The sequence below is a fragment of the Paenibacillus sp. J53TS2 genome (genome assembly GCF_018403305.1).
GTDB classification, from domain to species: Bacteria; Bacillota; Bacilli; order Paenibacillales; family Paenibacillaceae; genus Fontibacillus; species Fontibacillus rhizolycopersici.
The window spans coordinates 373,657-397,670 of the sequence record NZ_BOSK01000002.1 but is presented as its reverse complement, the minus strand read 5'-3'; the positions used below and the strand labels follow the sequence as shown (position 1 = coordinate 397,670).

Annotated in this window: 22 protein-coding genes; 10 read left to right on the top strand and 12 right to left on the bottom strand. The window is 55.4% G+C overall.

Annotated features, from left to right (window positions below; translation table 11 throughout):
- Nucleotides 1–43 precede the first annotated feature (43 nt).
- The 5 genes from KJS42_RS06370 to KJS42_RS06350 form a co-directional block, all read right to left on the bottom strand.
- Nucleotides 44–1,852: an S-layer homology domain-containing protein gene (locus tag KJS42_RS06370; protein WP_213622340.1), complete on the bottom strand. Its 1,809-nt coding sequence runs from the start codon at nucleotides 1,850–1,852 to the stop codon at nucleotides 44–46.
- Nucleotides 1,853–2,046: 194 nt separating this feature from the next.
- Nucleotides 2,047–3,450, bottom strand: a complete 1,404-nt coding sequence (locus KJS42_RS06365; RefSeq protein ID WP_155604764.1) for an NAD-dependent malic enzyme — start codon at nucleotides 3,448–3,450, stop codon at nucleotides 2,047–2,049.
- A 3-nt stretch (nucleotides 3,451–3,453) separates the two neighbouring features.
- Nucleotides 3,454–4,722 (bottom strand): Glu/Leu/Phe/Val family dehydrogenase, encoded by a 1,269-nt coding sequence (locus KJS42_RS06360; RefSeq protein WP_213622339.1) that lies wholly within the window; start codon nucleotides 4,720–4,722, stop codon nucleotides 3,454–3,456.
- 367 nt (nucleotides 4,723–5,089) lie between these two features.
- Nucleotides 5,090–6,661, bottom strand: coding sequence for an L-glutamate gamma-semialdehyde dehydrogenase (gene pruA / locus KJS42_RS06355; protein ID WP_213622338.1), 1,572 nt, complete (start codon nucleotides 6,659–6,661; stop codon nucleotides 5,090–5,092).
- A gap of 32 nt (nucleotides 6,662–6,693) precedes the next feature.
- On the bottom strand, nucleotides 6,694–7,608 hold the full coding sequence (locus KJS42_RS06350; protein WP_213622337.1) for a proline dehydrogenase family protein: 915 nt from the start codon (nucleotides 7,606–7,608) through the stop codon (nucleotides 6,694–6,696).
- A 229-nt stretch (nucleotides 7,609–7,837) separates the two neighbouring features.
- Here KJS42_RS06350 and KJS42_RS06345 point away from each other — a divergent pair, with 229 nt between their 5' ends.
- A complete protein-coding gene (locus KJS42_RS06345; RefSeq protein WP_213622336.1) occupies nucleotides 7,838–9,652 on the top strand; it encodes a sigma-54 interaction domain-containing protein in 1,815 nt (604 codons plus the stop codon).
- Nucleotides 9,653–9,746: 94 nt separating this feature from the next.
- Nucleotides 9,747–11,165, top strand: coding sequence for a hypothetical protein (locus KJS42_RS06340; protein WP_193417141.1), 1,419 nt, complete (start codon nucleotides 9,747–9,749; stop codon nucleotides 11,163–11,165).
- A gap of 328 nt (nucleotides 11,166–11,493) precedes the next feature.
- On the opposite strand, the gene KJS42_RS06335 is transcribed toward KJS42_RS06340, so the two are convergent.
- The gene (locus tag KJS42_RS06335; protein ID WP_213622335.1) at nucleotides 11,494–12,168 is read right to left on the bottom strand and encodes a PDDEXK family nuclease; all 675 of its coding nucleotides are present in this window, start codon (nucleotides 12,166–12,168) and stop codon (nucleotides 11,494–11,496) included.
- Between the two features lie 481 nt (nucleotides 12,169–12,649).
- Here KJS42_RS06335 and KJS42_RS06330 point away from each other — a divergent pair, with 481 nt between their 5' ends.
- The 6 genes from KJS42_RS06330 (at nucleotide 12,650) to KJS42_RS06305 (ending at nucleotide 17,196) form a co-directional block, all read left to right on the top strand.
- Nucleotides 12,650–12,865 (top strand): hypothetical protein, encoded by a 216-nt coding sequence (locus tag KJS42_RS06330; RefSeq protein WP_155604771.1) that lies wholly within the window; start codon nucleotides 12,650–12,652, stop codon nucleotides 12,863–12,865.
- Between the two features lie 90 nt (nucleotides 12,866–12,955).
- Nucleotides 12,956–13,666 carry a hypothetical protein gene (locus KJS42_RS06325; protein WP_193417142.1) on the top strand — a complete coding sequence of 237 codons (711 nt, stop codon included), beginning with the start codon at nucleotides 12,956–12,958 and terminating at the stop codon, nucleotides 13,664–13,666.
- Complete coding sequence (locus tag KJS42_RS06320; protein WP_213622334.1) at nucleotides 13,663–14,865, top strand: glutathionylspermidine synthase family protein; 1,203 nt, start codon at nucleotides 13,663–13,665, stop codon at nucleotides 14,863–14,865. The genes KJS42_RS06325 and KJS42_RS06320 overlap by 4 nt, the downstream gene beginning before the upstream one ends.
- Nucleotides 14,866–15,507: a hypothetical protein gene (locus KJS42_RS06315; protein WP_213622333.1), complete on the top strand. Its 642-nt coding sequence runs from the start codon at nucleotides 14,866–14,868 to the stop codon at nucleotides 15,505–15,507.
- Nucleotides 15,504–15,896: a DUF350 domain-containing protein gene (locus tag KJS42_RS06310; RefSeq protein ID WP_193416970.1), complete on the top strand. Its 393-nt coding sequence runs from the start codon at nucleotides 15,504–15,506 to the stop codon at nucleotides 15,894–15,896. The genes KJS42_RS06315 and KJS42_RS06310 overlap by 4 nt, the downstream gene beginning before the upstream one ends.
- A gap of 277 nt (nucleotides 15,897–16,173) precedes the next feature.
- Entirely contained in the window at nucleotides 16,174–17,196 is a 1,023-nt protein-coding gene (locus tag KJS42_RS06305; RefSeq protein ID WP_193416971.1) for a potassium channel family protein, read from the top strand.
- A gap of 184 nt (nucleotides 17,197–17,380) precedes the next feature.
- Here KJS42_RS06305 and KJS42_RS06300 read toward each other — a convergent pair whose 3' ends face one another.
- From KJS42_RS06300 to KJS42_RS06290, 3 genes are all read right to left on the bottom strand, one after another.
- Nucleotides 17,381–18,580 carry an MFS transporter gene (locus KJS42_RS06300; protein WP_244868413.1) on the bottom strand — a complete coding sequence of 400 codons (1,200 nt, stop codon included), beginning with the start codon at nucleotides 18,578–18,580 and terminating at the stop codon, nucleotides 17,381–17,383.
- A gap of 230 nt (nucleotides 18,581–18,810) precedes the next feature.
- The gene (locus tag KJS42_RS06295) at nucleotides 18,811–18,993 is read right to left on the bottom strand and encodes a DUF2524 domain-containing protein (RefSeq protein WP_155604780.1); all 183 of its coding nucleotides are present in this window, start codon (nucleotides 18,991–18,993) and stop codon (nucleotides 18,811–18,813) included.
- 62 nt (nucleotides 18,994–19,055) lie between these two features.
- A complete protein-coding gene (locus KJS42_RS06290; protein WP_155604781.1) occupies nucleotides 19,056–19,520 on the bottom strand; it encodes a MarR family winged helix-turn-helix transcriptional regulator in 465 nt (154 codons plus the stop codon).
- A 200-nt stretch (nucleotides 19,521–19,720) separates the two neighbouring features.
- Between KJS42_RS06290 and KJS42_RS06285 the strand changes: the two genes are divergently transcribed.
- Together KJS42_RS06285 and KJS42_RS06280 are read left to right on the top strand one after the other, a co-directional pair.
- Nucleotides 19,721–20,203 carry a glutathione peroxidase gene (locus KJS42_RS06285; protein ID WP_213622331.1) on the top strand — a complete coding sequence of 161 codons (483 nt, stop codon included), beginning with the start codon at nucleotides 19,721–19,723 and terminating at the stop codon, nucleotides 20,201–20,203.
- 272 nt (nucleotides 20,204–20,475) lie between these two features.
- Nucleotides 20,476–21,150: a hypothetical protein gene (locus KJS42_RS06280; RefSeq protein ID WP_213622330.1), complete on the top strand. Its 675-nt coding sequence runs from the start codon at nucleotides 20,476–20,478 to the stop codon at nucleotides 21,148–21,150.
- 377 nt (nucleotides 21,151–21,527) lie between these two features.
- Here the strand turns inward: KJS42_RS06280 and phnE (KJS42_RS06275) are convergent, their stop codons facing one another.
- The 3 genes from phnE (KJS42_RS06275) to phnC are packed head-to-tail and all read right to left on the bottom strand — an operon-like array spanning nucleotide 21,528 to nucleotide 23,988.
- Nucleotides 21,528–22,340: a phosphonate ABC transporter, permease protein PhnE gene (gene phnE, locus KJS42_RS06275; protein ID WP_155604784.1), complete on the bottom strand. Its 813-nt coding sequence runs from the start codon at nucleotides 22,338–22,340 to the stop codon at nucleotides 21,528–21,530.
- The gene (gene phnE / locus KJS42_RS06270; RefSeq protein WP_244868397.1) at nucleotides 22,337–23,188 is read right to left on the bottom strand and encodes a phosphonate ABC transporter, permease protein PhnE; all 852 of its coding nucleotides are present in this window, start codon (nucleotides 23,186–23,188) and stop codon (nucleotides 22,337–22,339) included. Before phnE (KJS42_RS06270) ends, phnE (KJS42_RS06275) begins: the two co-directional genes overlap by 4 nt.
- Nucleotides 23,188–23,988: a phosphonate ABC transporter ATP-binding protein gene (gene phnC / locus KJS42_RS06265; protein WP_193416977.1), complete on the bottom strand. Its 801-nt coding sequence runs from the start codon at nucleotides 23,986–23,988 to the stop codon at nucleotides 23,188–23,190. Before phnC ends, phnE (KJS42_RS06270) begins: the two co-directional genes overlap by 1 nt.
- Nucleotides 23,989–24,014 lie beyond the last annotated feature (26 nt).

The window sequence follows — 24,014 nt, the reverse complement described above, 5'->3', positions numbered from 1 at the left end:
CGCAGAAAAAAAGAACGGCCGGGGGCCGTTCTCGGGGGGAGGCTTAAATAGATGGGATTTGGATGCCCCCGTTTAGATCGATTGGATTGCCGGCATAATCGGTTGGTGCCAATGCAAGGATGCGGAACTTTCCGACGGAAGTCAGCTTAGCAATGGCGGAAGGCGTGAGGTCAATCCGGAATTGCTTGCTATTCAACACGGTTACGGTATAAGCGGCTTCAGAAGAGAAGGGCTCGCTATCGGTGAAGTCCCCGATTGCAGAATAATCCAACGTGATGCTCGGCGCATTAATCTCGATAGGCATGTCTTCACTGAAAGTCAAGGTGATCGATCCATCTGTATAGGTGGCAGCGGTTACGGTTGGCTTGATTTTGTCGAATATAATGGGAACCTGTACACTACCTAAGTTACCTCCGTGATTATCCCAGAGCGTGAAATCAAGGGAGGCGACACTATGCTCATCCGCGGCCGCTACGGGGATGACGATGGGGCCTAAATTGTTCGGATCTTCGCTCCATTGAAGCAAGTCGCTTGATGAATCGATAACAAGGTTTGCTACCGGATTGTTATTTGAATCCACAACGGTGAAGCAATTTGAGCCTAAATAGTTACCAATCTGCAAAGGGGTTGATCCATTCGTAATTTCAATCCAATTGTTCATATTCCGAGTGTTTGGGCTAGAAGAGTCAGATGTACGATCCAAAAGGGTAGCTCCGCTGTTCAGCCAAATCTTCGCTCCCGATTTCAGTGACAGGGTTAAGGAGGAGGAAGCTTCAATAAGTTCAATTCCAGAGGAGGGAGCGGATACATTCCCTGCGGCATCAACCGCAAAAATCCGATAATCGCCTGTAGCCAGTCCGGTTGTCGGAATATTTGTGTTGATATTGGCCGAAGCGGCAGCGACACCCCGGTTGGAGCTGAGAGAATCCAACTCTGACTTCGTCCGCGGCGTGTAGTTCGCAGAAATGAGATAGAGCGTACCTGACTCACTGCTTCGGGCAACCACAGTATCACCGATCGTAACGGGCGAAGAAGACACGAGTGTCACCGTCGGTGCAGTCGTATCAGGCTGAGGAGAACTGCTTCCTCCGCCGCTGCTTCCTCCAGAACTAGGTGTCGATGGTGTCGATGGAGTCGTCGGTGTCGTCGGTGTCGTAGGCTTGTCCGGCTGGGTTGGAGCGGGCGTATCGCCCGGGGAAGCTGGATTGCCGCCTTCGTTTTGCTTCTTGATTTCTTCCGATTTCTTCAGGAAGTTGCTGGCGACCAAGGCAACGGCTTGTCTTTCCGCCGTTCCGGTTGGGTTAAACTGACCATTCCCAGCGCCTGCAATTAAACCGAGTTCTACCGCTGCGGCAACCGCGTCCTTGGCATAATCAGCAATCTGGCCAGCATCGGAGAACTCCAGGTCGGCACCCTTGCCGGTGGCATCAACACCGAGGGCACGCACGAAAATGACTGCCATATCCTGCCGCGACAGACTATTCCCAGTCCCAAATACACCATTACCATAACCGGTGATTAAGCCAGCTTTCGCAGCCGCTTCGACATAATTAAATGCATAGTGACTTGTAGGAACATCCGTAAATGTCGTAGATGCCGGGACTTGATCCAACTCCAAACCCAGGGCTTTAGCAAGAATGATCGCGAAATCCTGTCGCTCGATCTTCCCTGAGGGATCGAATTTCCCATCTCCTTTCCCGTTAAGAATCCCCGCGTTGACCAGTTCTTGAATGGCATCTTTCGCATAAGAACCATTGATGTCCGTCAAGTCAGTTACTGCTTGGGCAGGCAACGCGATTGCACTGAGCAAGGCGGCGCTGGCCATGACTTTGATATAAAGCTTTTTGTTCATTAATACTCCCCTTTCATTCCCTGAAGATTTACCATGAAGTCTCAATATTTGTCTAAAAATAATATATATTAAATTTGAAATCATGCAATCAAATTTTGATCCATCTATTTGTGAGCGCTAAAAAAGCCCTACTGCGAAAGGCAGAAGGGCATAAAGGGGAAGAAGAAGGAGAGGGTGCCTCTAACGAACTATCGTTATCGGAAATCCGGCGGAACCCGCCGGGCCACACCAGTGGCAATGGCCGCCTCAATGACCGCTTTACGCACAAGCGGAACGACCTGATCATTAAAAATACTCGGAATAATATATTGCTCATTCCGCTCTTCGTCCGTGACGGCGGAGGCGATAGCCTCCGCGGCGGCCAGCTTCATCGCTTCGTTGACCACACGCGCCCGGCAATCCAAAGCGCCTCGGAACACGCCGGGGAACACGAGCACGTTGTTGATCTGGTTCGGGTAATCACTCCGTCCGGTCGCAAATACGGCCGCATGCGCCAACCCTACCTCGGGATCCACCTCGGGCTGCGGGTTGGCGAGCGCAAACACGATGGGCTGCTCGTTCATGGACCGGAGGTGTTCACCGTTCAGCAGGCCGCCTGCCGAAACGCCGATGAACACATCGGCACCGGGCAGGATGTCTTGCAGCGAGCCGGGCTGACTTTCCACCTGCGGCTGCTCGGCCAGCCATTGCCACATCGGGTAGCGGTACGTTCCGCCTCGGACAATCGCCCCCTCCTTGTCCACCGGGGCGAGCTTCGTCACGCCGGCGGCGAGCAGCATTTTGCATATGGAGACACCCGCTGCGCCGACACCGCTCACCACGACCCGAACTTCGGAGATCGACTTACCGATGACCTTTAGCGCGTTGATCAACCCCGCGATCACGACAACCGCCGTTCCGTGCTGATCGTCATGGAAGACTGGGATGTCCAGCTCTTCCGCGAGCCGCTGCTCAATTTCGAAGCACCGCGGTGAGCTGATATCCTCCAGATTAATTCCGCCAAAAATCGGGCTAACCGCTTTAATGGTACGAATGATCTCCTCCGTATCGCTCGTATCGAGGCAGAGAGGGAACGCATCGACCCCGGCGAGCTGCTTGAACAGCATCGCCTTGCCCTCCATCACCGGCGCAGCCGCGTACGGGCCAATATCGCCGAGCCCCAGCACGGCAGTGCCGTCCGTGATGACCGCCACGGTGTTGCGCTTGATCGTCAGCGAGAACGCCTTATTCTGGCTCTCGTGGATTGCCGTGCAGACTTTGGCGACCCCTGGTGTGTACACCTGCGACAGATCGTCGCGGTTACGAATGGGCATCGTTGGCTCAATCGTGATCTTTCCGCCGAGATGCATGAGGAACGTGCGATCGGAGACGTTGATCAGCCGGACGCCATGCAGCTTGCGCAGCGCCTTAACGAAATCCGTCTCCTCCCGATCTCCGGTATCGACGGTAATGTCGCGCACCGAAGACCCTTTGGCCGAGGAGATGACATCGATCGACGTAATATCGCCTCCTGCACCGCTCACCGCAGCGGCAACATCGCCGAAGCTAGCCTGCTTATGGTCGAGCTCCAACCGGATAATAATTAATGTACGTGCCATTGCTTAAATCCACCCCCGCCATTTAACCGCTTCAGTCATTCGCTTCAGCCCAACGATATACGCGGCGAGACGCATGTTCACCCGGCGAGTTGCCGAGGTCTGATAGACCTTGTGAAAAGCGTCCACCAGCAGTTGCTCCAGCTTCGCGTTCACTTCCTCAAGCGGCCAGTAGTAACCCTGATTATTTTGCACCCATTCAAAATAGGATACGACCACGCCGCCCGCACTCGCTAGGACATCCGGCACAATCAGAACCCCGCGGTTGGACAAAATTTCGGTTGCCGCATAGGTCGTTGGCCCATTGGCCGCCTCAACGATCAGCTTCGCTTGGATGCTCGGGGCATTTTGCTCGGTGAGCTGGTTCTCGATCGCTGCGGGTACGAGGATATCGCATTCCTTCACGAGTAGTTCCTGATTCGTGATCCGGTTAGGATAGAGGTGGGTTACCGCGCCAAAAGAGTCGCGCCGATCCAGCAGCTCGAGAATATCGAGCCCATTCGGATCGTATAGCGCGCCTCGAGCATCGGCAATGCCAACGATGACCGCCCCGGCGTCGTGCAGAAACTTCGCCAGGTAGCTGCCGGCATTGCCGAAGCCCTGGATGATGATACGCGAGCCGCTCACCTCCATACCGGCCATTTTTGCGGCCTCCTTCAGCACGATGGTCACGCCGAGCGCCGTCGACGATTCCCGCCCATAGGAACCGCCAAGCACCAGCGGTTTTCCGGTAATGAAGCTAGGCGAATCGAATTCGCGGATCCGGCTATACTCGTCCATCATCCAGGCCATCACCTGCGAGTTGGTGTACACATCAGGCGCCGGGATATCCTTGGCCGGCCCAACCATCTGGCTGATCGCCCGGACATACCCGCGGCTTAACGCTTCGAGTTCCCGCATCGACATCGTCCGCGGGTCGCAGGCGACCCCGCCTTTGCCGCCGCCGTAGGGCAGCGCCACGATGCCGCACTTGATGCTCATCCACATCGACAACGCCTTCACTTCCTCGGCCGTGACATCGGGGTGGAACCGCACGCCGCCTTTGGTCGGCCCGATCGCGTCATTGTGCTGCGCGCGGTACCCGGTAAACACTTGAACCGAGCCATCGTCCATCTTCACCGGAATGCGCACGGTCAACATCCGCAGCGGCTCCTTGAGCAGGTCGAACATGGCCGGTGGCTCGTTCATGGTCTCCAGCGCCATCCGGATGACCTGCTGGGTGCCGGTCAAGACGTCCGTATTTTCCGAAAGTTTGCGTTTCCCGTTCATGATCATGGGTTACCCTTCTTCCGTCCCGTGTTGGGGCAATTTTTAAGGTGGTTCAGCAAACAGCTCATTGCCATGAAGTCTACTAACTCGCTGTTGGAGCTCTAGCGCTTGCCATAAATCTTAGGTTTGCTAACTTGCCGTTGTAGCTCTAACGCTTATCACAAACCTTAAACCGGCTAAAATCGCCGCTTCTCGATTCTAACGCTGATCACAGAGCTTATTGCTCGGTTTTGCAGGCGAATATAGGCGTTTTCGCTGAAATAGCGTGGCTCAGCGTCGTTAGAATATTTGTTGGGCCGAAATTGCCACAATAGCGTTCCTCATCAGCGTTAGAGCAGGGGCACCGGGTAAGCGGCTAGTGAGTAGGGGGTTCCTACAGTTTGCGCGAAGTCAGCTTGGCTTGGGTGAACAGCAGCAGGTAGTCGTAGCCGCCGGCCTTCGAGTCGGTTCCCGACAGATTAAAGCCGCCGAACGGGTGGGCGCCGACCAACGCCCCTGTGCATTTGCGGTTGATGTACAGGTTGCCGCAGTGCATCGTTTCCAGCGCTTCACCTATCCGGTCCTCCTCCCGGGAAAAGAACGCCCCCGTCAGCCCAAACTCGGTGTCGTTGTACATCGCGATCGCCTCGCGCCAATCCTTCGCTTTACCGATAGCCAGCACGGGCCCGAAGATCTCCTCCTGCATGATACGGGCCTTGCCAGCGACGCCGGCGAATACGGTGGGCTCGATGTAGTAGCCGTTGCCTTCGGCTTGCCGCCCCCCGGCGAGCAGCTGCCCTTCCTGTTTGCCAATCTCGATGTAATCGAGGATTTTTCGGAAGGAAGCTTCATCAATCACCGGTCCGACCGCCTTATTCTCCTCGGGTAAGCCGATCTCAAGCTGCTTCGTTAATCGCACGACTTTCTCCACGACTTCGTCATGGACGGACTCTACGATTAAAGCACGCGAACCGGCGGAGCATTTTTGCCCCTGGTAGCCAAAAGCCGAAGCGACGATCGCCTGCGTAGCCGCATCCAAGTCCGCGGTTTCATCGACGACGATGCCGTCTTTCCCGCCCATTTCGGCGACGAGCCGCTTGATCCAAATTTGCCCGGAGGCCGTCTCAGCCGCCAATTTGCTGATGCGAAGCCCAACCTCCTTCGAACCGGTGAAACTGACAAACCGGGTTTTTGGGTGCGTGGTCAGATAATCGCCAACCTCGGCGCCGCTGCCTGGTATAAAGTTCAGCACCCCGGCCGGTAACCCGACTTCCTCCATTAAAGTGGCAAACTTGTAGGCAATGACCGGTGTGTTGGAGGCGGGCTTGAGCAGCACGGTATTCCCGGCAACAATCGCCGCCGAGGTCATTCCAACGCAGATCGCCAGCGGGAAATTCCAAGGCGGAATGATGACACCCACGCCCAGCGGGATGTAGGTCAACCGATTATGCTCCCCAGGGACCGGAGTCAGCGGCATCGTTTCGTTGATCTCGCTCAGACGGATCATTTCGCGCGCGTAGAAATTCAGGAAGTCGATCGCTTCCGCCGTATCGGCGTCGGCCTCCGCGTAGTTCTTGCCGGCTTCCAGGACCATCATGGCGGAGAACTCGTGTTTCCGCTCGGTCATGAGCGCGGCGGCCTTCAGCAGGTACTGCGCGCGTTCGCGGGGAGTGACCTTTTTCCATGACTCAAACGTATCGAGAGCAGCCTGCATGGCTTGCTCGGCCAGCTCCCGATCGGCTTTGCTGACCCATCCCATCGTTTCATCGAGATTGCCGGGGTTGATCGAGCGGATTTTTGCATCCGTAAAAATATCTCTGCCGCCGATCCTCAACGGGATCTCCCGTCCCAGCTCTTCCGATTTCATGCGGGAGATTGCTTCCTCCATCGCCAGCAGGGCCGACTTCTGACGGAAGTCAGTAAACGGTTCGTTGCGGAAATCCTCCAGTTTTGCCATTGTGCTCATAGGGCGTGCTCCTTTGCGGGTGGATTTTCGGATTACTTAAATAAGTTCTTCAACACAAACCACACATTGGCGGGACGCTCGGCGAGGCGGCGCATAAAGTAACCAAACCAGTCGCTGCCAAAAGGGACGTACACGCGCACCCTATAACCTTCGTGGACGAGCGTAAGCTGCAAATCCTCGCGGATCCCATACAGCATTTGAAATTCGTAGCGGTCAGGCGGAACAGCGAATTCTTGAATCGTTTGCTTGGCATAGTCGATGATCTGGGAGTCATGGGTTGCAATGGCGGCATAACCGCCGTTCTTGAGGTGGGTAGAAATGAGGCGTTTGAAATTTTCGTCGACGTCCGGCTTGGCCGGATAGGCGACCGTAGGCGATTCCTTGTAGGCCCCTTTAACGAGGCGAAGGTTGGGCTTCAAGGACTTGAGCTCTGCGATGTCGTCTAGGGAGCGATAAAGATAAGCTTGGATGACGATACCTACGTTATCGATTTGCTCGCGCAGGCGTTTGTAGAGGGAGATCGTTTTTTCACATTGGGCAAAATCCTCCATATCGATGCGTACGAACAAGCCGTGCAAGCGAGCCCGGTTCAAGATCGTGGTCAGGTTGTTCAGACATATCTGTTCACTGATCCCAAGCCCCAGCGATGTGAGCTTCAGCGAGAGGTTGGCTTTAACGCCGGCATCGGCGATGGCATCTAGCGTCTTCAGGCACATCCGCGTAGACAGTTCAGCTTCGGCCTCCGTGGAGACGAATTCGCCGAGATGATCGAGGGTGGCCTCTCGGCCGGTCGCATTCAGCGCGCGCACTGCATCGATCGCACCTTCGATGGTCTCCCCGGCCACAAACCGGCCGGCACCGAAGCGGAGGCCGTATCGGCGAGCCATGCGGCCCACGGATTGGCTTTTGGCGAAGGATTGAAACAGGGTTCGGAGTAACGCATCCATAGGCATCCATCCTTTTCCATTTCTCATTGTACACAAAATATACAATATTTTAGATTTTTGAACAATATAAATTGAAAAAATGAACAAAAAAGTTTTTAAGTATCGCAAATATGTTCATTATTGAACACTTTCATAATAAATTTGTATGTATCTTTAGGGTTGGAATATTGAACCCCGCCTGCTTTCGTGTTAGATTTACAAGTAAAATTTCACAACGTGCGAGGTAATTATGTTCAATCATGAACGAATATGGTTCCGGCGGGAGCTGACCCGTTTCGAGCCGGACGAGAAGATGAGTGTGCTGCTGGCGGCGCTGCAAGGCGGCCAGGCGTCGACCGTTGAGTTGGGCCGGATCCCCTATTTGTTGACGCCGGATGACGCCGGGCTGCTTGAAGCTTTTGGCGGGGGGAGTATCGGCGAAGGTCTGCGGCTTGACAGAACGAGATTCGCCGTTTCGACTGTGTTTCGGGAGTCGGACCTGGCTCTCCCGGTCAATGAACTGGCGTCACGGTGGTATGGTGCTGATGCGAGTGGGCGACCCGCGTTGGTCGTAAATGACGAGTTGGAGCCGATCGGTTATCTCCCGCTGGTGGACCTGCTGAAGCTGGCGGCAGACCGGCAGCAGCGAGCAGAGGCGTATTTCGATGCACTGCTGGAGACGGTGAGCGATGCGGTGACCGTGGTCGACCGGAACGGGACGGTGATCAGCTGGAACGCGGTGGCGGAGGAGGTGTACGGCATCGCCAAGAGGGACATCGTTGGCCGCACGATCGGCGAGCATTTTGATCCGGACGCGCTGGTCGTGTTAAGCATATTGGACGAGGGCCGTCGGCTGCGCGGGGCTTACCACCGTCCGCGGGAAGGCACGCATGTGCTGATTAATGCGTCGCCGATCGTAAAGCCGGGCGGCGGAATTATCGGGGGCGTGGCGACCGAGCAGGACATCACGCATCTCGTGAAGTTGAACGACGAGCTGACGGTTGCGGCATCCCGTCTGTTAACCCAGCGGGCCCATGATGAGGATCCGTTCGCCTTGATCAGCGGTCGCGGAGAGAGTATGGGCAAGGTGATCAAGCTGGCCAAGAAGCTAGCGGAGAACGACTCCGCCGTGCTCTTGATCGGGGAGACCGGGGCGGGCAAGGAACAGTTGGCGAAAGTCATCCATCGGGCTGGCGCGCGGGCGGAGGGACCCTTCTTGTCTCTAAGCTGCGGGGCCGTGCCGGCGGGCCTAGCCGAAGCTGAGCTGTTCGGCTATCAGGGCGGCGCCTTCTCGGGACAGCCATCGGGGCAAGCCGGCCGACTGGAATCTGCGGATGGGGGCTCTATTTTCCTGAATGAAATTGAATGCTTGCCGCCGGACGTGCAGGAGAAGCTGGCTCAATACATCAAGCGGCATAAGGTGACGCGAATTGGAGCTTCGGAAGTGGTGCCGGTCTCGGTGCGGATCTTCGCGGGCACCAGTCAGGATCTGGAGCAGCTTGTGCGGGAGGGCAAATTCCGGACCGATTTGTATTACGCGCTGAACGTGGTGTCGTTGAAGGTGCCCCCGCTACGCGAGCGGAGGGAGGATCTGGGCGCGCTCGTGCAAATGTATCTGCGCGTTTTTTCGCTTCAATATCAGAAAGCGCTGCCGACCGTTTCGCCAGAGGTGATGTTGGCGTTCGCGAATTACGACTGGCCGGGGAACGTGAGCGAGCTGCGGGCGGTGATCGAGCGTTGCGTGATCTTAAGCGACAATGAGCAAATTACTTTGGAGCATTTGCCGGAGGTACTGCAGCGGCGGCAAGCGCAGCTGGAGTACGCGGCGACGGGAAACGCGGATACGATGTTTGTTGGTACCGCGGACGGTTCCGCCACGACCAAGACGGAGCAAACGGATCGGCTGGACAAGATGCTGCGTCCGCGGATCACCCCCGAAGAAGAGATGGAACTTATGAAGGAGGCACTGGAGCGAACGTCGGGCAATAAGAGCAACGCAGCCAAACTGCTGGGCATTTCCCGTGGGACGCTCTATAAAAAAATCCGCGACTATAATTTAGTTTAGAAGACGAGACTTCCGCCACGTCATGGGCCGAACCCTTGCTTGGGCTCCTGCATAGCATATAGCACATTTGCAGGAATAGGGGCGTGACTCCATGATAGGGATAGAATTGTCGGCGATTCATTATGTATACCTGGCGTTTATCGTCTTGATTATGGCATTGCTGATCAAGCGGCGCGACACGACTATGATTTGCGTGGTGGGGATTTTTACACTGGGGCTGCTGGCGACGGAAACGCTCAGCGGATCGGTGTCAGGGATCTTCAACTCGTTTATCTACGCAACCAAAGAGTTAATGGGTACGATCATGATTATCTCGATTATCGTGGCCATGAGCCGGGTGCTGATTCGTACGGGCATCAATGAGACGATGGTTTCGCCCTTGACGCGGTTCATCCGAACGCCAACGATGGCTTATTGGGGCATTGGGATCATTATGATGGTGACTTCTTTGTTCTTCTGGCCTTCGCCTGCCGTTGCGCTGATCGGGGCCGTCCTGCTGCCCGTGGCTATTCGCGTGGGGCTGCCGGCACTGGGGGCGGCGGTGGCGATGAACTTGTTCGGGCACGGCATTGCCTTGTCCGGGGACTATATTATTCAAGGAGCGCCGAAGTTGACGGCGGATGCCGCGGGCCTGCCGGTGAGCAGCGTCATGACGGCCAGTGTGCCCCTGGTTCTTGTCATGGGCTTGGTCAGCACGGTGACCGCCTTTTGGCTGATGCGCCGCGATCAGCGGAACGGGACGTGGCGTGACGGCTTGGTCGCCGGGAAGGGCACGGGCGGCGTGCTTGGCGAGGATCATCCAGCGAGCAAAGAGGATCGCGCAGCCATCTCTTCCCGGGCCAAAAAATGGCTGGCCATCCTGATTCCATTGCTCTTCGCCGTCGATGTCGTCGCCATGTTCCTGCTGGATTTGCAGGGTGGCGATGCGACGGCGCTGGTTGGCGGCACGGCGGTGTTGATCCTCATCGGCGTGACGCTGCTGGCTCACCGGAACCGGGGCCTGGAGAAGGTCACCACGTACCTGATTGAAGGGTTGACCTTCGGCTTTAAGGTGTTTGGCCCCGTGATTCCGATCGCCGCGTTCTTCTATCTTGGCGACGCGGCGTTTAAGGAGCTGTTCGGGCAGGTACTCCCCGAAACGTCGCACGGGATCGTGAACGACCTCGGCGTGGCCCTGGCCGACGTCGTTCCGCTGAACGGCATCGTCGGCGCCGTGACCCTCGCCGTCACAGGAGCGATCACCGGCCTGGACGGCTCCGGCTTCTCGGGCATTTCGCTGGCCGGCTCGATCGCCCAGCTGTTTGGCACCGCCATCGGCTCCGGCACGGCCGTATTGACGGCGCTGGGGCAGGTCGCCGCCATCTGGGTCGGCGGCGGCACGCTGATCCCGTGGGCGCTCATCCCGGCCGCCGCCATCTGCGGCGTGAGCCCGTTCGAGCTCGCCCGCCGCAACCTGAAGCCGGTGCTCATCGGCCTCGCCGTAACCACCGTGGTTGCGATGTTCTTGGTGTAACGAGCAGAACTCAAAGAAGGGGGCGGGTTTCCGCCTCTTTTTTGTGTGGAAGGTCCTCTCTCTCCGCTGACGGTTGTTAAACTAATTTACCTCCAAAATCTACTGTTAATATCTAAAGTTCGATCTAAGATAACAAATTACATGTAAAACCTACCGTTAATTTTGTATGTTTCTCACCATGCCGCCATTTTGACCTAATTAACATTAGGTTTTACCGTTAATCTGGACAAATCTATGCTGACCTCCTAAATTAACAGCAGTTTTTACCGTTAATTTATTCCAACACCCCCGCCTACCTCAAATCCCGCTAAATCCAACCCCGTCCCCATCACAAATAGTCCATCACGCCCCGAACCAGCTCATAGCTTACAATGCGTTCTCCTTTCCCACGGTGAACCGGCCTCAACCACCCCTTAGCGGTAACCTTCTGCAGCATAAGGACTGCTGTTTTATGATTCAACTCAAAATGTCTTTCAACATCCACCGGCCGAATCGGCCGCGCGAGCTGCACGGCGAGTCGGATGAGCTCCCTCTCCGCCAGCAGGCCGCGCGACACGGGGGCGCGCTCCGGGTGGTAACGGCTGAACACCATGCGCAGCAGGTTGATGCAAAGTTCCGGGCGCTGCTCCACGTCGTCGTAGGCGAAGGAGATCACCTGGTAACCCATGGCGTGCAGGAAGGTTTCGCGATTGAGCTCATGGCAGTACTTTTGCCGGTCCATGTCGCGAACGTGCGCGGCGTAGCCTTTAATCTCGAACAGCAACTTCAACTCGCCGTCCCCCGGCAGCCAGGCGAAATCGGCAAAATACGACCGCCCCCGCCAATCGCTGACCTCGTACTCCGGATGGAGGCCCTCGAAGTCACCGTGCAGCGGCCACCAGACATTTCGCAGGAACTGGGACTCCGCATGGGCATGTCCACGCTCCAAACGTCCTCGTCGTTCCCCTGATCTCTGTGCCAAATGGGACTTCAGAAACACCGCATAATTTTCCTCAAAACGCATCGAACTCATCCTCCTCCACCTTCCCTAATTAAAGTAAAACGCCCCGCATTGGCTCCTTAAAGTTTGGTCCTCAATCGCTTGGGAGCGCCATTAACCTAAAGGTTAGGGTGCCCGCCATGGATGATCATCCAAACCGGAGTGGTACGGGACGTGCTTCGTCTTAGGTCCAGTATAGTGCCAGCTGCCGGGTCCGTCCAGCGTGGAGGACCAATCGAGAGTGAATACGCCCGCCGCGCAAAGAGCTTCCCGCGCATTTTGTCATTGCTTTTCCTATGCAACGGACGTAAGCTGATGGGAGGATTGTGGAAGGGTTTGCCAAATTTAAAGATGGACGACTTGTTTGGGAAACTCATGGCGTTCCTTATGCTAGAGGCATCCCGCTTCCCCGCTCATTCCCTCTTTCTCCCTGCACAAAGGATGAAACTATGCGGGAACCGATGCGTAACATTACTTAGTGTGTACATGGAAAGGGTGAAATGCATTGGACAACGGCTTGAGCGTCAAGTTGTACGAAAAGCTGCCGGATGGCGAGCTGCGGGAATTGGAAGAGCGCGTTTGGAGCGCGAATATGGTGGCCGCGTTGGAGCATGTGAACTACCTGGTCGTCGGCAACCGGGAGTTTGAAACCGTGGAAGGCCGACTCAACGTCGACGAGGGCAAGCTGGAGCTGCTGCTCGTTCCGATCGTGCATGAATAAGAGGTTTTTTTCGTAAGGAGGGAATCGGTCTTGGCAAAAGAAGACGAAGTAACACGAACGGATACGGTCGCTGCGAAAGAGGCAGCCCCGGTGAAAGAACCGTTCGCATCGAAGTTTTTTACTCCGGAAGGCAAGCCCATCCGCGTCTTGTCGACGTCGCTTGGCATCGCGCTGCTGGCTAACGCTTTCCTGATTCCGGGTGCCGGAGCAACGGCCTCGGGGAACGGTTCGTCGGCGGATGAACCGAAGCTGGTCGCCTGGTCGACGGAAGAAGTGAAACAGTACTTCGACAAGAATGTGGACTGGAACATCCCACTTCCGTTGGAGGAGGATGGAGAGGGCGCCGAGGGGGCTTCCGGTTCCGGCGGCTCGGGCAGTTCGAGCAGCTCGGACGGCTCGGGGGGCACCACCGTCATCAACCATTACGGCGGCGGTTTCGGTTGGGACGATATGCTGTTGTACCACCTGCTGTTCAACAACGGATCCAGCTATTCTTCTGGCCGTTGGTACGACAACCATCGTGGTTACTATGCAGGTTCGTCGACGCCGTATAAACCGAAATCGTATTCCAGCGAGACGTTCCAAAATAAACCGATGTCCGGTTCGGTCGTTCGACCCAAAACCTCGACCTCATCCACCGGCTCAATCGTTCGGCGTTCCACTTCATCGAAGGCTGGGGGCATCGGCGGGAAATCGAGCTCGCTGGGCTCGTCGTCTTCGAGTTCGTCGTCCAAATCCTCCAAGAGCTCCTTTTCCGGATCGAGATCCAGCGGGACCAGTAAGGGGTCTTTCGGCGGATGACGGACGGAAACGGCATTTTCGAAATCATGGGCCTGCCGCATCCCGACCGGAGCGAGCGGGTCGCGAAGTTAGCCGAGCTGGGGTTCACCTGGGCGGATCTCGAGGAAGAGGAGTACTGGATCGACCAGCTGGTGTTGATGCCGAAGGCGATCTACGAGGAGCTGGAACAGGCCGCCACGGCTCTATGGCGCATTCTCGATAAGGCCGTGCGCTATGTTCATCGCCGGCCTGATTTGTATGAGCTGATCGGCATCCCGCCGATCCTCTGGACGATGCTCGATCAGTTCCCGTTGCCGGAGCCGGGCATGATCAGCCGCTACGCGCGTTTTGATTTTGCCGTGGCGAACGACGGCACCATCAAGCTGCTGGAGCTGAACGCCGATACGCCGACCGGTTATGTCGAAGCTTCGATCGCCACCCCGTGGCTGATGGAGCAGGCGGGGTACGCCTCGCCCAATACGCGGATGAAGGACCTGGTGGCCGAAGCTTGGGCGCTTGAGCGGCCGGATACCGCTGCCTGCGTCGATTACGGCTGGCATCTCGAGGATTCCGGCACAATCGAGGCATTAGGACGTCACAGCGGACTGGATCTCCACTATGAAGATTGCTTGGAGCTTTGGGTTGACGAGGGAACGCTGAAGAATAAGGATGGGCGTATCATTGAGCGAATGTTTGCGTTATATCCGAAGGAATGGATGGCGGTGGACGATGCCGGCGAAGCGCTGAGCTATGCCATTGAAACCGGTCGTCTGACCATTTTCAATGGGCCGCATAGTATTTTGCTGCAATCCAAAGGATTGCTTGCCGCGGTCTGGGGGCTTTACGAGCTGGGTTTGCTCTTTGATGAAGACGAACGCCAGGCCATTGCCAAATACGTGCTGCCGACCTACAACAAGCCGGTCTTCTCCGGTGATTTCGTGTCCAAATCAATGTTTGGTCGCGAAGGCGGTTCGGTGCGCCTCTTCGATGAGGAGGGCAGGCTGGAGCTGGAGGATCAAGAGGGCTTTGACAGCAGCGTGTTGTTCCCTACGGTATATCAAAAAAGAGCCGATTTGGCGCGAATCGACACGATCGTTGGCGAGCGCCATTTGCTGACCGGGATGTTCGTCCTGAACGGGACCCCTTGCGGCCTGCTGGGGCGGGCCGGCGGACCGATTACCGGCAATACCAGTCATTTTATCGCGTTAGGAGTGAAATAAATGCAATATTCGAAGCAGCCTTGGGCACGGCGATTCCTCGTTACGCTGATGTTGGTGTTGTCCGTGACGGTACTCGGAGCCTGCGGCAATGCGACCAGCGTCTTCTCCACCGATACCGGTTCGGAGTCGGAATTAGCGACCGCCCGAGTACCTTGGGATTATAAAATCGTGGAAGCGACGGTCGGCGATCTGGTGGGCAGCGACATGACGATTTTGCCCGATAACGACTTGCTGCCCAATGACAACAATTACGCCACCGGGGACAAAATCTGGATCCTGCAATTCATGGATGCCGAGATGACCACGGACGAGAACCAGAAGAACGAGGTACGCTTGTCCTCCTGGACGACGTTGAAGTCTTATCCGGATCAGGCGTCCGCCGAGAAGGATCTGGCCGAGCTGAAGGTGTCGGTCACGACCGATGTCGATCTGGTTGGCGTGTACAAAACGGAGTACCAAGGCAAAACGCGGAATTTCGCCGTCTTGGAGCTGCCGACCGGGAACCGGATCAAGCAGCCGATCGACGATACGCGATACACTGCGTTGGAGAAAGCGAAGACGGCAACGGTCGTGCTGGAGGAAGTGCATGATTTTGCCGATTATGATTTGGCATTTGCGAAATTTCGGGGGTGGGCGAAGTGACGATCGTAGTGAATATTGTAGTTAGTGTCGTTGTGATGATTTTGCTGCAACTGCTGGGGATGGTGGTCTTCAATTGGATGACCCCGTACCGCGATATGGAAGAGCTCAAGAAAGGGAATGTCGCCGTAGCCCTCGCGCTGGGCGGCAAATTCCTGGGCACGGCCATCATTCTGGGGGTGTCCGCCTTCACGAACACCTCCATCTTGCATATGATTCTGTGGTTCGCTGTCGGTTACGTGTGCCTCGTGGCGTCTTACTGGATCTTTGAGTTGGTGACGCCGGGATTTAATATCTCTGACCAGCTGAAGAAGGGGAATGTCGCGGTAGGCACTTTGCTCTGCTTAGTGTTTATTGGTATGGCGTTCGCCGTCAGCAGCCTGATCATCTAGTCAGAGGTAGTTCAAAAAGTCATCTTCCCATCACGAAGCTCATGCAGGAAGTAGGTTCGGCGTCGAATCTTGAATTCACCCGGGCCAAGCATACGCTTCCGAAGCATGTTTCCTGCGGAACCATTTCAGTTGCTCACGTAGGCACACCTACGCTGCGCTACTCAGTCCCTAGATTCATCCAACCTAAAGCGTTTTGAAAAAACGCACATCGGAAGCTTAAGCTTCGGTGCTGATAACCTGACTTTTTGAACCATGAATTTGAAAAAGGGGCAGTCACATGCACTTTTTACTCAAAATCACGACGCGCTTGATGCGTTTACGCAAAACGTCAATCGGACTGATTATCCTGTTATTTGTTACGCTAAGCGCAACGGTGGCTTACGGCCTGGAGCCCGCAACTTTCGGTAATTGGTTTAACGCGCTATATTGGGTGATGACCACCATGGCCACGGTGGGTTATGGCGATTATTTTGCGGAGACCGTCCAGGGTAAAGTATTTACGATGTTTTTGTACATTTTCGGAATTGGGCTGCTGAGCTTGGTGATCGGGAAGGTCATCGATTCCATCGGAACCCTTCAACGGCAGAGAGGAGCGGGGGCTTTGAACTTTCGAGGCGAAGACCAGATCATTCTGATCAATTGGAGCAAAAAAGCGCACTCGGCGGTGGAGGAAATCCTGTGTTATTCTCCCAAGTGCCGCATCGTGATCATCGACGAGATGGATCGACATCCGCTGGAGTCGATGCACCAAGTCCATTTCGTCAGCGGGGATCCGGCTTCGGACGAAATCTTGATGAAAGCCGGCATCGACAAGGCGAAGGCCGCCATCATTTTTGCGGATGCGCGGATTGAGGAATATTCGCTGATTGACGGCAAGTCTCTGTTGATTGCTTCCAGCATTGAACGATTGGCGCCGCAGGTACATACAACCGTAGAAATCATGCAGGAAAAACATATCCAGAATTTCCGCCACGTTCAAGTGAATGAATTTGTATTGTCTCACGACGCCATCTCGCGATTGGCGGTTCGCTCCGCGCTGCAGGAAGGCAACTCTGAGGTGATTCGCCAACTGCTCAGCCGTCAATACGGCGACGATATTTACGAAATCCCCGTGCAGCACGGGTGGCACACGTATGGAGAAGCCTTTGAAGCCCTGCTGGGGCAGGGGGCAACCTTGCTGGCAGACCGTGGCGATTTGGGCATCAACCGCAAGCTGAATCAACCGATTCCCCCAGAGGCACGGCTCTACGTCGTAGCCGATGACGCTACGTATCGGCGGATAGCCGGCTTATCGTCTTAAGCCGCAAACTGAGGCGCTGAGACGTTACGCACAAAATATTCCCCGGGGAATTAATGATCCGGGAATCGACTATAAGTATAGATTCTCAAAATTAAAAGAAACCCCCGTATTTCGCCGACGGATATCGCTTGGCGGATACGGGGGATTTTTGCGTAGGGCCTGGTGATGTGCGAGCGCGGCTCCGTTACAGCAGTTCGTTGCGTTTGCGCAGATAGCCGTACAAAATGACGCTGCATACCGCACATAACAAGGCGCACACGCCAATGAAGGCGTAACCGGCTTGCAGGCCGCGCAGCAAGCCCAGTCCGGTGTCGGCACCGCCGGCAACCAGCTCTTTGATCCCGTCGGTGATCGCGCCGATCAAATAGTTGCCGATGACGCTGCCAACCCCCATCAGCGTAACAATGAAGGTGATGGCGGAATCGCTGGAGGAGCGGTATTTCTTGGCGATCAGCGCCATGACCGTCGGGTAGATCGGGGCGATGCCGATGCCGGCCGCCGCGAACAGAAAGGCCCCGGATTCGCCGACCGCTATGGCGATCAAGGTGCAAATCCCCGAGAAGGCGGAGAACAAAATCAGCGAGAGCGTGAAGCCGATTTTATCCGTGATGGGTCCCAGCGCCAGCCGCGCGAACGTAAAGCACAAGAAGAAGGCGGACAGCATGCCGGAAGCGTTGGTAGTGTTCCAGTGGTAGGCCTTCTCCAGGAAGTTGACCAGCCAGCCGCCAACGGCCATCTCGGATACAACGCCAAAGGAGAGCACCAGGACGATCAACCAGATGGCCGGGTCGCGCATCAGCCGTGTGAACGGAACCCGCTCGCCACCGTGTTCTTCTTCGCCCGGAAACCGACTAAGCAGCGTTGGGATCATCGGGATGACGGAGAGGGATAACATGATCAGGTACATGCCGCGCCAATCGAGCACATGCCCGCCGATCGAGACGGTCATGAGCCCTGAGGCGATCATCGGCGCTACCGTGGAACTCAGCCCATAGAAGAAATGGGACAGGTTCATCATCGTGCCGGTGTTGCCGACGAAGATGCGGGCGGCCAGAATAGCCAGCGCGATTTCAAGCATCCCGTTGCCGATGTACATCAGGAAATAGGAACCCGACAACGCCGGAAAGCTGCGCGAAGCGAAGATCAGAACGCCGGACGCGGCCATGGAGCCGAACGCAAGCATCGTCACCGTTTTGGCGCCCCATTTGCGGGTCAGGTAAGCCGTAAAGGAACAAGCCAGCAGGTACCCCAGCGAGTTAAGCGACAGGAGCGTGCCAATCTGCATCTCATCGATCCCGAAGTCGGTTTGGATGCGCGGGATGGCGGGTCCTTTAATATTTTCCGAGAAGCCGAAGATAAAGAATCCGATAAAGACGGTTAACAATTGGAAAACATAATTTCGTTTGGCAAAAGCGGAACGGGCGGCGCGGACTTCCGTCGTCTCCGCTCCAGGTTGAGATGGCGATTTCAAGGCATATCCTCCTGATGTCCTAAAGTGAATAAGCGCCGAACAGCCAAATCGTAACACACTTTCGGGCCCCTATCTATCCTCCGGACAAAAAAACACCCGCTTCCTGCGCGCTTGTCTAGCGGCATAAACGGGTGCCTTTCCTCTTAATGGTTGATGTCACATTTGTTCATGATAAACGCGATTTGGTTCTCAAGCCGGTTGATTTGCTCCTGCGTTTCCGGATCGGCCTGGCCCATCCCCCGCATCGAGGCTAGTTCTTGCTTTAGTCGGTGTAAGTCCTCGCCTGCGTTGGCGCAGTTATAGTTACTCTCGAGATTATCCAGCATGCTGATTCTCCTCCATTGATTACTCCGTGCTTCTTCCCTATTATGGAGGATTTAGGGAGGGGTTATTCAGGCTGTTCAGGCTGGGTAGAGCTGCCGCCGCCGATTTTGTGCATGAATTCGTTGATCTGCCGATGCATGGCGGTGATATCCTCTACCTCGGCACCGGTTCCGGCAAACAGCCGCATCGGTACGGTGCAGGCTTTGTCCTTCAGGGCTTTGCCTTCGTGAGTTAGTTCGATGATGACGCTGCGCTCGTCCGCTTTGTCTCGCGTCCGGGTGACCAGGTTCATCTGCTCCAGTTTCTTGAGCAACGGAGTTAATGTGCCGGAGTCTAGGTATAGCATGGCGCCCAGCTCCTTGACGGTGACACCGTCCCGCTCCCATAACGCGAGCAGCGTGATGTACTGCGTGTAGGTCAATCCGAACTCGGCCAGCAGAGGCCGGTACAATTTCATGATCTCCCGGGAGCACGTATAGAAAGCAAAGCAAAGCTGATTATCCAGTTTCATCAATTCTTCCGTGTTCATCTATATCCACCTGCCAATTAATTGTATGCAATTTATTTTGCTGTTGAGCTATTATAGCATTGCTTTCCTTTTCACGTAAAGTGGCCTGGGATGTGGGGGAGGAAGTCTAGCGATAGCAAGTGAATCGAAATTGACACTCCGATAAAGATTGTATACAATTAAATTACACTTAATTTAAAAAGGTGCTGGAGGTGCCGTGAATGTCATTATTCGATATTGAAGTCAAAACGATTCAAGGCCAAGTGCAAACGTTGGAGCCCTACCGCGGTCAGGTGATGCTGATTGTGAATACGGCGACCAAATGCGGGTTTGCACCGCAATTTAAAGGGTTGCAGAAGCTGCACGACACATACAAGGACCAAGGATTTTCCGTGTTGGGCTTCCCCTCAAGCCAATTCGCGAACCAGGAGCTGGGGACGGACGAGGAAGTAGCGCAAGCTTGCGAACTGAATTTCGGCGTGTCGTTCCCGTTATTTTCGAAGATTGATGTGAATGGGAAAACCGCTCATCCGCTGTTCAAACACCTGACGAAGGAAGCGCCCGGCCTGCTTGGCTCCCGGCTGATCAAATGGAACTTTACGAAGTTCCTCGTAGATCAGGAAGGCAAGGTGGTCAAACGCTTCGGTCCGACGGACGAACCCGAGAGCATCGAAGGGCAAATTCGCGAGCTGCTTGGGGTGTAAGTGGAGCGCGGGATATTGTGGCATAACGCGGCACAATGCAGCGTAATGCAGCGTAATGCGGCGTAATGCGGCATAACCCGGCACAATGCGGAAGAACAATGCGGTGTAATGGACGGCCGCACAGGTTCCTATTGCGCTAACTTTTCTCATGTGTCACACTAGGAGTATCATAAGCAACTTACGTGAGGCAAAGCCTGCCCCGCTTCCTTTCCAGGATGGAGAGGAGCGGGGCTTTTTGTTTTTCACTATGAAATTGTGGAGGGAGTTGTAACATGGGGTTTCAAAGGGAGCACGATACGTGGATTCAGGAGCATATGAAACGAAGAGCCGGTGAGCGTCTGGATGCGCTTCGGCGAGGACATGGGTACGGGAATCAGTTGTTCGTCGAGCTGATATGGTGGCCGCTGGTGGGGCACTTTGACGGATTTCATCCGGAATATGAAGTGAAGGATTGGCGGGGGAGATCCTATTTTGTCGATTTTCTATGGGTGGTTGGAGGTGCGCGGATTGTATTCGAGATTATGGACTATGGCTCCCACGGTACAGATCGGACCAAATATCGAATGGATTTGAACCGGGGGTTGTTTCTGCAATCCCAGGACTGTCTGATCTACTACATAGCATTGGATGAGTTGAAGGAGAACTCCACGTTTATTCTCTCATCCTTGCGGAGTATTCTGTCACCTTACTTGTCTATCGTTCAGGGGAGGTCTGTACGAACCTATACCAAGATGGAAAGAGATCTGTTGCGTGCCGCCATTCGCCATCAACGGATACTTCGCCCAACGGAGGTGGCGAGGGAGCTGGAGCTGCACACAATGACGGTCATTAAGTACTGCCGCATCCTCGTGGAAAAGGGCAAGCTCCGCGCAATAGCGAAAGGGGCTTCCGGCCGCGTTACTTCTTATGAGTATGTGGGCTCGGTATTGAGCCCGGATTTGGTTTGAGTGCTAGGTGCTATGAATATATTCGAAATTTCATATACATTTGCTCCTCTGAGGGAGGAAAAGGCCCATTCTATATGAAAAATCATATAGAATGGGTCGCTTAGGGCCAAAGTAGCTCATTCTATTCGAAATTTCATATACAATGAGCCATTTAGCGATGATTCGCCGTAATATATTCGAAAAATCATATACATTTGCTCAGCGGAGGGTGGAAAAGGCCCATTCTATATGAAAAATCATATAGAATGGGCTGCCTTAGGGCCAAAGTGGCTCATTCTATTCGAAATTTCATATACAATGAGCCATTTGGCGATGATTCGCCGTAATGTATTCGAAAAATCATATAAAATACGCCGCGTGTTGGTGGAGCAGCGGGGTTAAACGAGCTTTTTCCGTAGGAAACCGGATATCCAATCCACGAGGGTGATCATCACGATAATACCGAGCAGGATGATGCCGACGCGATCCCAATCCCGCGAGCTGAGGGCGAAGATCAGCGGAGTACCGATACCGCCGGCGCCGATCACGCCGAGGATCGTGGCGGAACGCAAGTTGATCTCGAAGCGGTAAAGCGTGTAGGACAGAAAGCCCGGAAGCACCTGGGGCAGCACGGCAAACCACAGAATTTGCAGGCGGCTCGCCCCCGCAGCGACAAGCGCTTCGGTTGGGCCGTGATCCATGTTCTCGATCTCATCGGCAAACAGCTTGCCCAGCATCCCAACCGAATGCAGCCCCAGCGCCAGCACACCGGCAAAGGCGTTTGGCCCTACAGCCTTGATAAACAGCAGCGCCATCACGATCTCCGGGAAGGTGCGGATAAAGCTGAGCAGCATTTTGCCCGAACCGGAGACGAAACGGGGCTTACTCCGATTGGCTGCCGCCCAGAAGGCGAACGGCAGGCAGACCAGTGTGGATACGAAGGTGCCCAGAATCGAGATGGTCAACGTCTCGAGCAGTCCCCGCAGCAAATCCTCGCCGTCCGGCAAATAAACGTAATCCCAATCGGGCGAGAACAACCCCGAGAGGATCGATTTCGTAATTTGGCCGGCCGTTTCCTTGATTCCGTCAAACGGGATGCCGGCAAACGCCCATATATATAAGAGAAGGAGCAGCAGATAGATTAGCCAGCGATAACGGTTCTTTTTGGGCTTCTGTACTTTGTGCCGTAAAGTCGTAGCATTTGTCGTCATAATAATTTCTCCCGCAATTTGGTGCTTGCATAGTCGATCAGTAGTACAACCGCGAGCGTGAACAAAATGATCATGCACGTCTTGTCATACTCCAGGAAACCCAAGGTAACTTCATAGTAATGGCCGATCCCGCCGGCCCCAACCAGACCCAGCACCGCCGCGGCGCGCACGTTAATTTCGAACGTGTACAACACGTAGGAAATGAAGTGGGCCTGAATTTGCGGTACGACGCCAAAGATGATGCGCTGAACCGAGGTGGCCCCGACGGACGTCATCGCCTCCAGCGGTCCGCGGTCGATCGTCTCCAGCGCTTCGTAGGTTAGTTTGGCGATCAAGCCGAACGAGAACACCGTCAGCGCCATCATGCCGGGTAGCGGACCGAGTCCAAAGATGGCAACGAAGATCGCCGCCAGCAGCAGGTCCGGAATCGTCCGCACGAGATTCAGCAGGAAGCGGACGGGCTGGTAAATCCAGGCGCTGCTGCTAAGGTTGGAGGCGCAAAGCAGCGCCACCGGTACGGCGAGAATCGCGCCGAAGGTCGTGCCGATCAACGCCATGCGGATCGTCTCCAGCATCGCCGGGACGATGTTGTCGAAGTAGCTCCACTTCGGCGGGAACATCTCCCGCAGCAGGTCAAGCATGTTCGGCGAGCCTTGGATCAGCTTGCCCAGCGAGGCCTCCGTGTCCACGGAGCTGCCCCACAGCAGGAGCAGAATGATCACGGCGGTCAAATATTGCTTCAGCTTGCCGGGAGCTTGAGGGCGATTCCGGTGCAAATTGCCTTGACCGGCGGCGTTAACATTGGCATTGGGTTTGGCACCTCGATGTGAATTCGGGTTCAAGTTCATCAAGCCTGCGCCTCCAGCACCCGTGGTCCCGGGAGTCGGGTAGCCAACAGCTCATCCTGGTCGATGGCGCGGCCGTAGATCTGCGCGAATCGCTCGTCGGTTGCCTCCGATACGGGGCCGTCGAAGACTACTTGACCCGCGCGGAGCCCGATGATCCGGGTGGCATAACTGCGCGCCAGATCGATGAAATGCAGGTTCACAATCGTCGTAATGCCAAGCTCGACGTTAATGCGCTTCAAATCATCCATGACCTGCTTGGTTGTCAGAGGGTCTAGCGATGCCACCGGCTCGTCCGCGAGGATAATTTTTGCCTCCTGTGCGAGTACGCGGGCAATCGCTACGCGCTGCTGCTGTCCGCCGGAGAGTTGGTCGGCCCGAGCGTACGCTTTTTCCACGATGTTCACGCGCTCCAGCGCCTGGAAGGCCAGCTCCACGTCGGCCTCCGGGAATCGGCCGAACAGGGTGCGCAGCGTGGAATGGTAGCCGACCCGACCGGCGAGTACGTTGCGCAGCACGGAGGAACGCTTCACGAGATTGAAGCTTTGGAAGATCATGCCGATGTCGCGGCGAATCATCCGCAGCGATTTGCCGGAGGCTTGCGTGATCGACTTGCCGTCGATCCGGATATCGCCTTCGGAGATATCGTGCAGCCGGTTCATGGACCGCAGCAACGTCGATTTGCCAGCGCCGGACAAACCAACGATGGCCACGAATTCACCGGGCTCAATCTTCAGGTTGATTTGGTCCAGCCCTTTGGTGCCATTCGGGTACGTTTTGGATACATTGCGCAGTTCTATCACGTTAGGACTCCTTTTGAGAAAAATAT

Bases quoted from the DNA above. Each gene is read 5' to 3' on its own strand.
- KJS42_RS06370 (WP_213622340.1), bottom strand. From the start codon at position 1,852: ATGAACAAAAAGCTTTATATCAAAGTCATGGCCAGCGCCGCCTTGCTC.
- KJS42_RS06365 (WP_155604764.1), bottom strand. From the start codon at position 3,450: ATGGCACGTACATTAATTATTATCCGGTTGGAGCTCGACCATAAGCAG.
- KJS42_RS06360 (WP_213622339.1), bottom strand. From the start codon at position 4,722: ATGATCATGAACGGGAAACGCAAACTTTCGGAAAATACGGACGTCTTG.
- pruA (WP_213622338.1), bottom strand. From the start codon at position 6,661: ATGAGCACAATGGCAAAACTGGAGGATTTCCGCAACGAACCGTTTACT.
- KJS42_RS06350 (WP_213622337.1), bottom strand. From the start codon at position 7,608: ATGGATGCGTTACTCCGAACCCTGTTTCAATCCTTCGCCAAAAGCCAA.
- KJS42_RS06345 (WP_213622336.1), top strand. From the start codon at position 7,838: ATGTTCAATCATGAACGAATATGGTTCCGGCGGGAGCTGACCCGTTTC.
- KJS42_RS06335 (WP_213622335.1), bottom strand. From the start codon at position 12,168: ATGCGTTTTGAGGAAAATTATGCGGTGTTTCTGAAGTCCCATTTGGCA.
- KJS42_RS06320 (WP_213622334.1), top strand. From the start codon at position 13,663: ATGACGGACGGAAACGGCATTTTCGAAATCATGGGCCTGCCGCATCCC.
- KJS42_RS06315 (WP_213622333.1), top strand. From the start codon at position 14,866: ATGCAATATTCGAAGCAGCCTTGGGCACGGCGATTCCTCGTTACGCTG.
- KJS42_RS06305 (WP_193416971.1), top strand. From the start codon at position 16,174: ATGCACTTTTTACTCAAAATCACGACGCGCTTGATGCGTTTACGCAAA.
- KJS42_RS06295 (WP_155604780.1), bottom strand. From the start codon at position 18,993: ATGCTGGATAATCTCGAGAGTAACTATAACTGCGCCAACGCAGGCGAG.
- KJS42_RS06290 (WP_155604781.1), bottom strand. From the start codon at position 19,520: ATGAACACGGAAGAATTGATGAAACTGGATAATCAGCTTTGCTTTGCT.
- KJS42_RS06285 (WP_213622331.1), top strand. From the start codon at position 19,721: ATGTCATTATTCGATATTGAAGTCAAAACGATTCAAGGCCAAGTGCAA.
- KJS42_RS06280 (WP_213622330.1), top strand. From the start codon at position 20,476: ATGGGGTTTCAAAGGGAGCACGATACGTGGATTCAGGAGCATATGAAA.
- phnE (WP_155604784.1), bottom strand. From the start codon at position 22,340: ATGACGACAAATGCTACGACTTTACGGCACAAAGTACAGAAGCCCAAA.
- phnE (WP_244868397.1), bottom strand. From the start codon at position 23,188: ATGAACTTGAACCCGAATTCACATCGAGGTGCCAAACCCAATGCCAAT.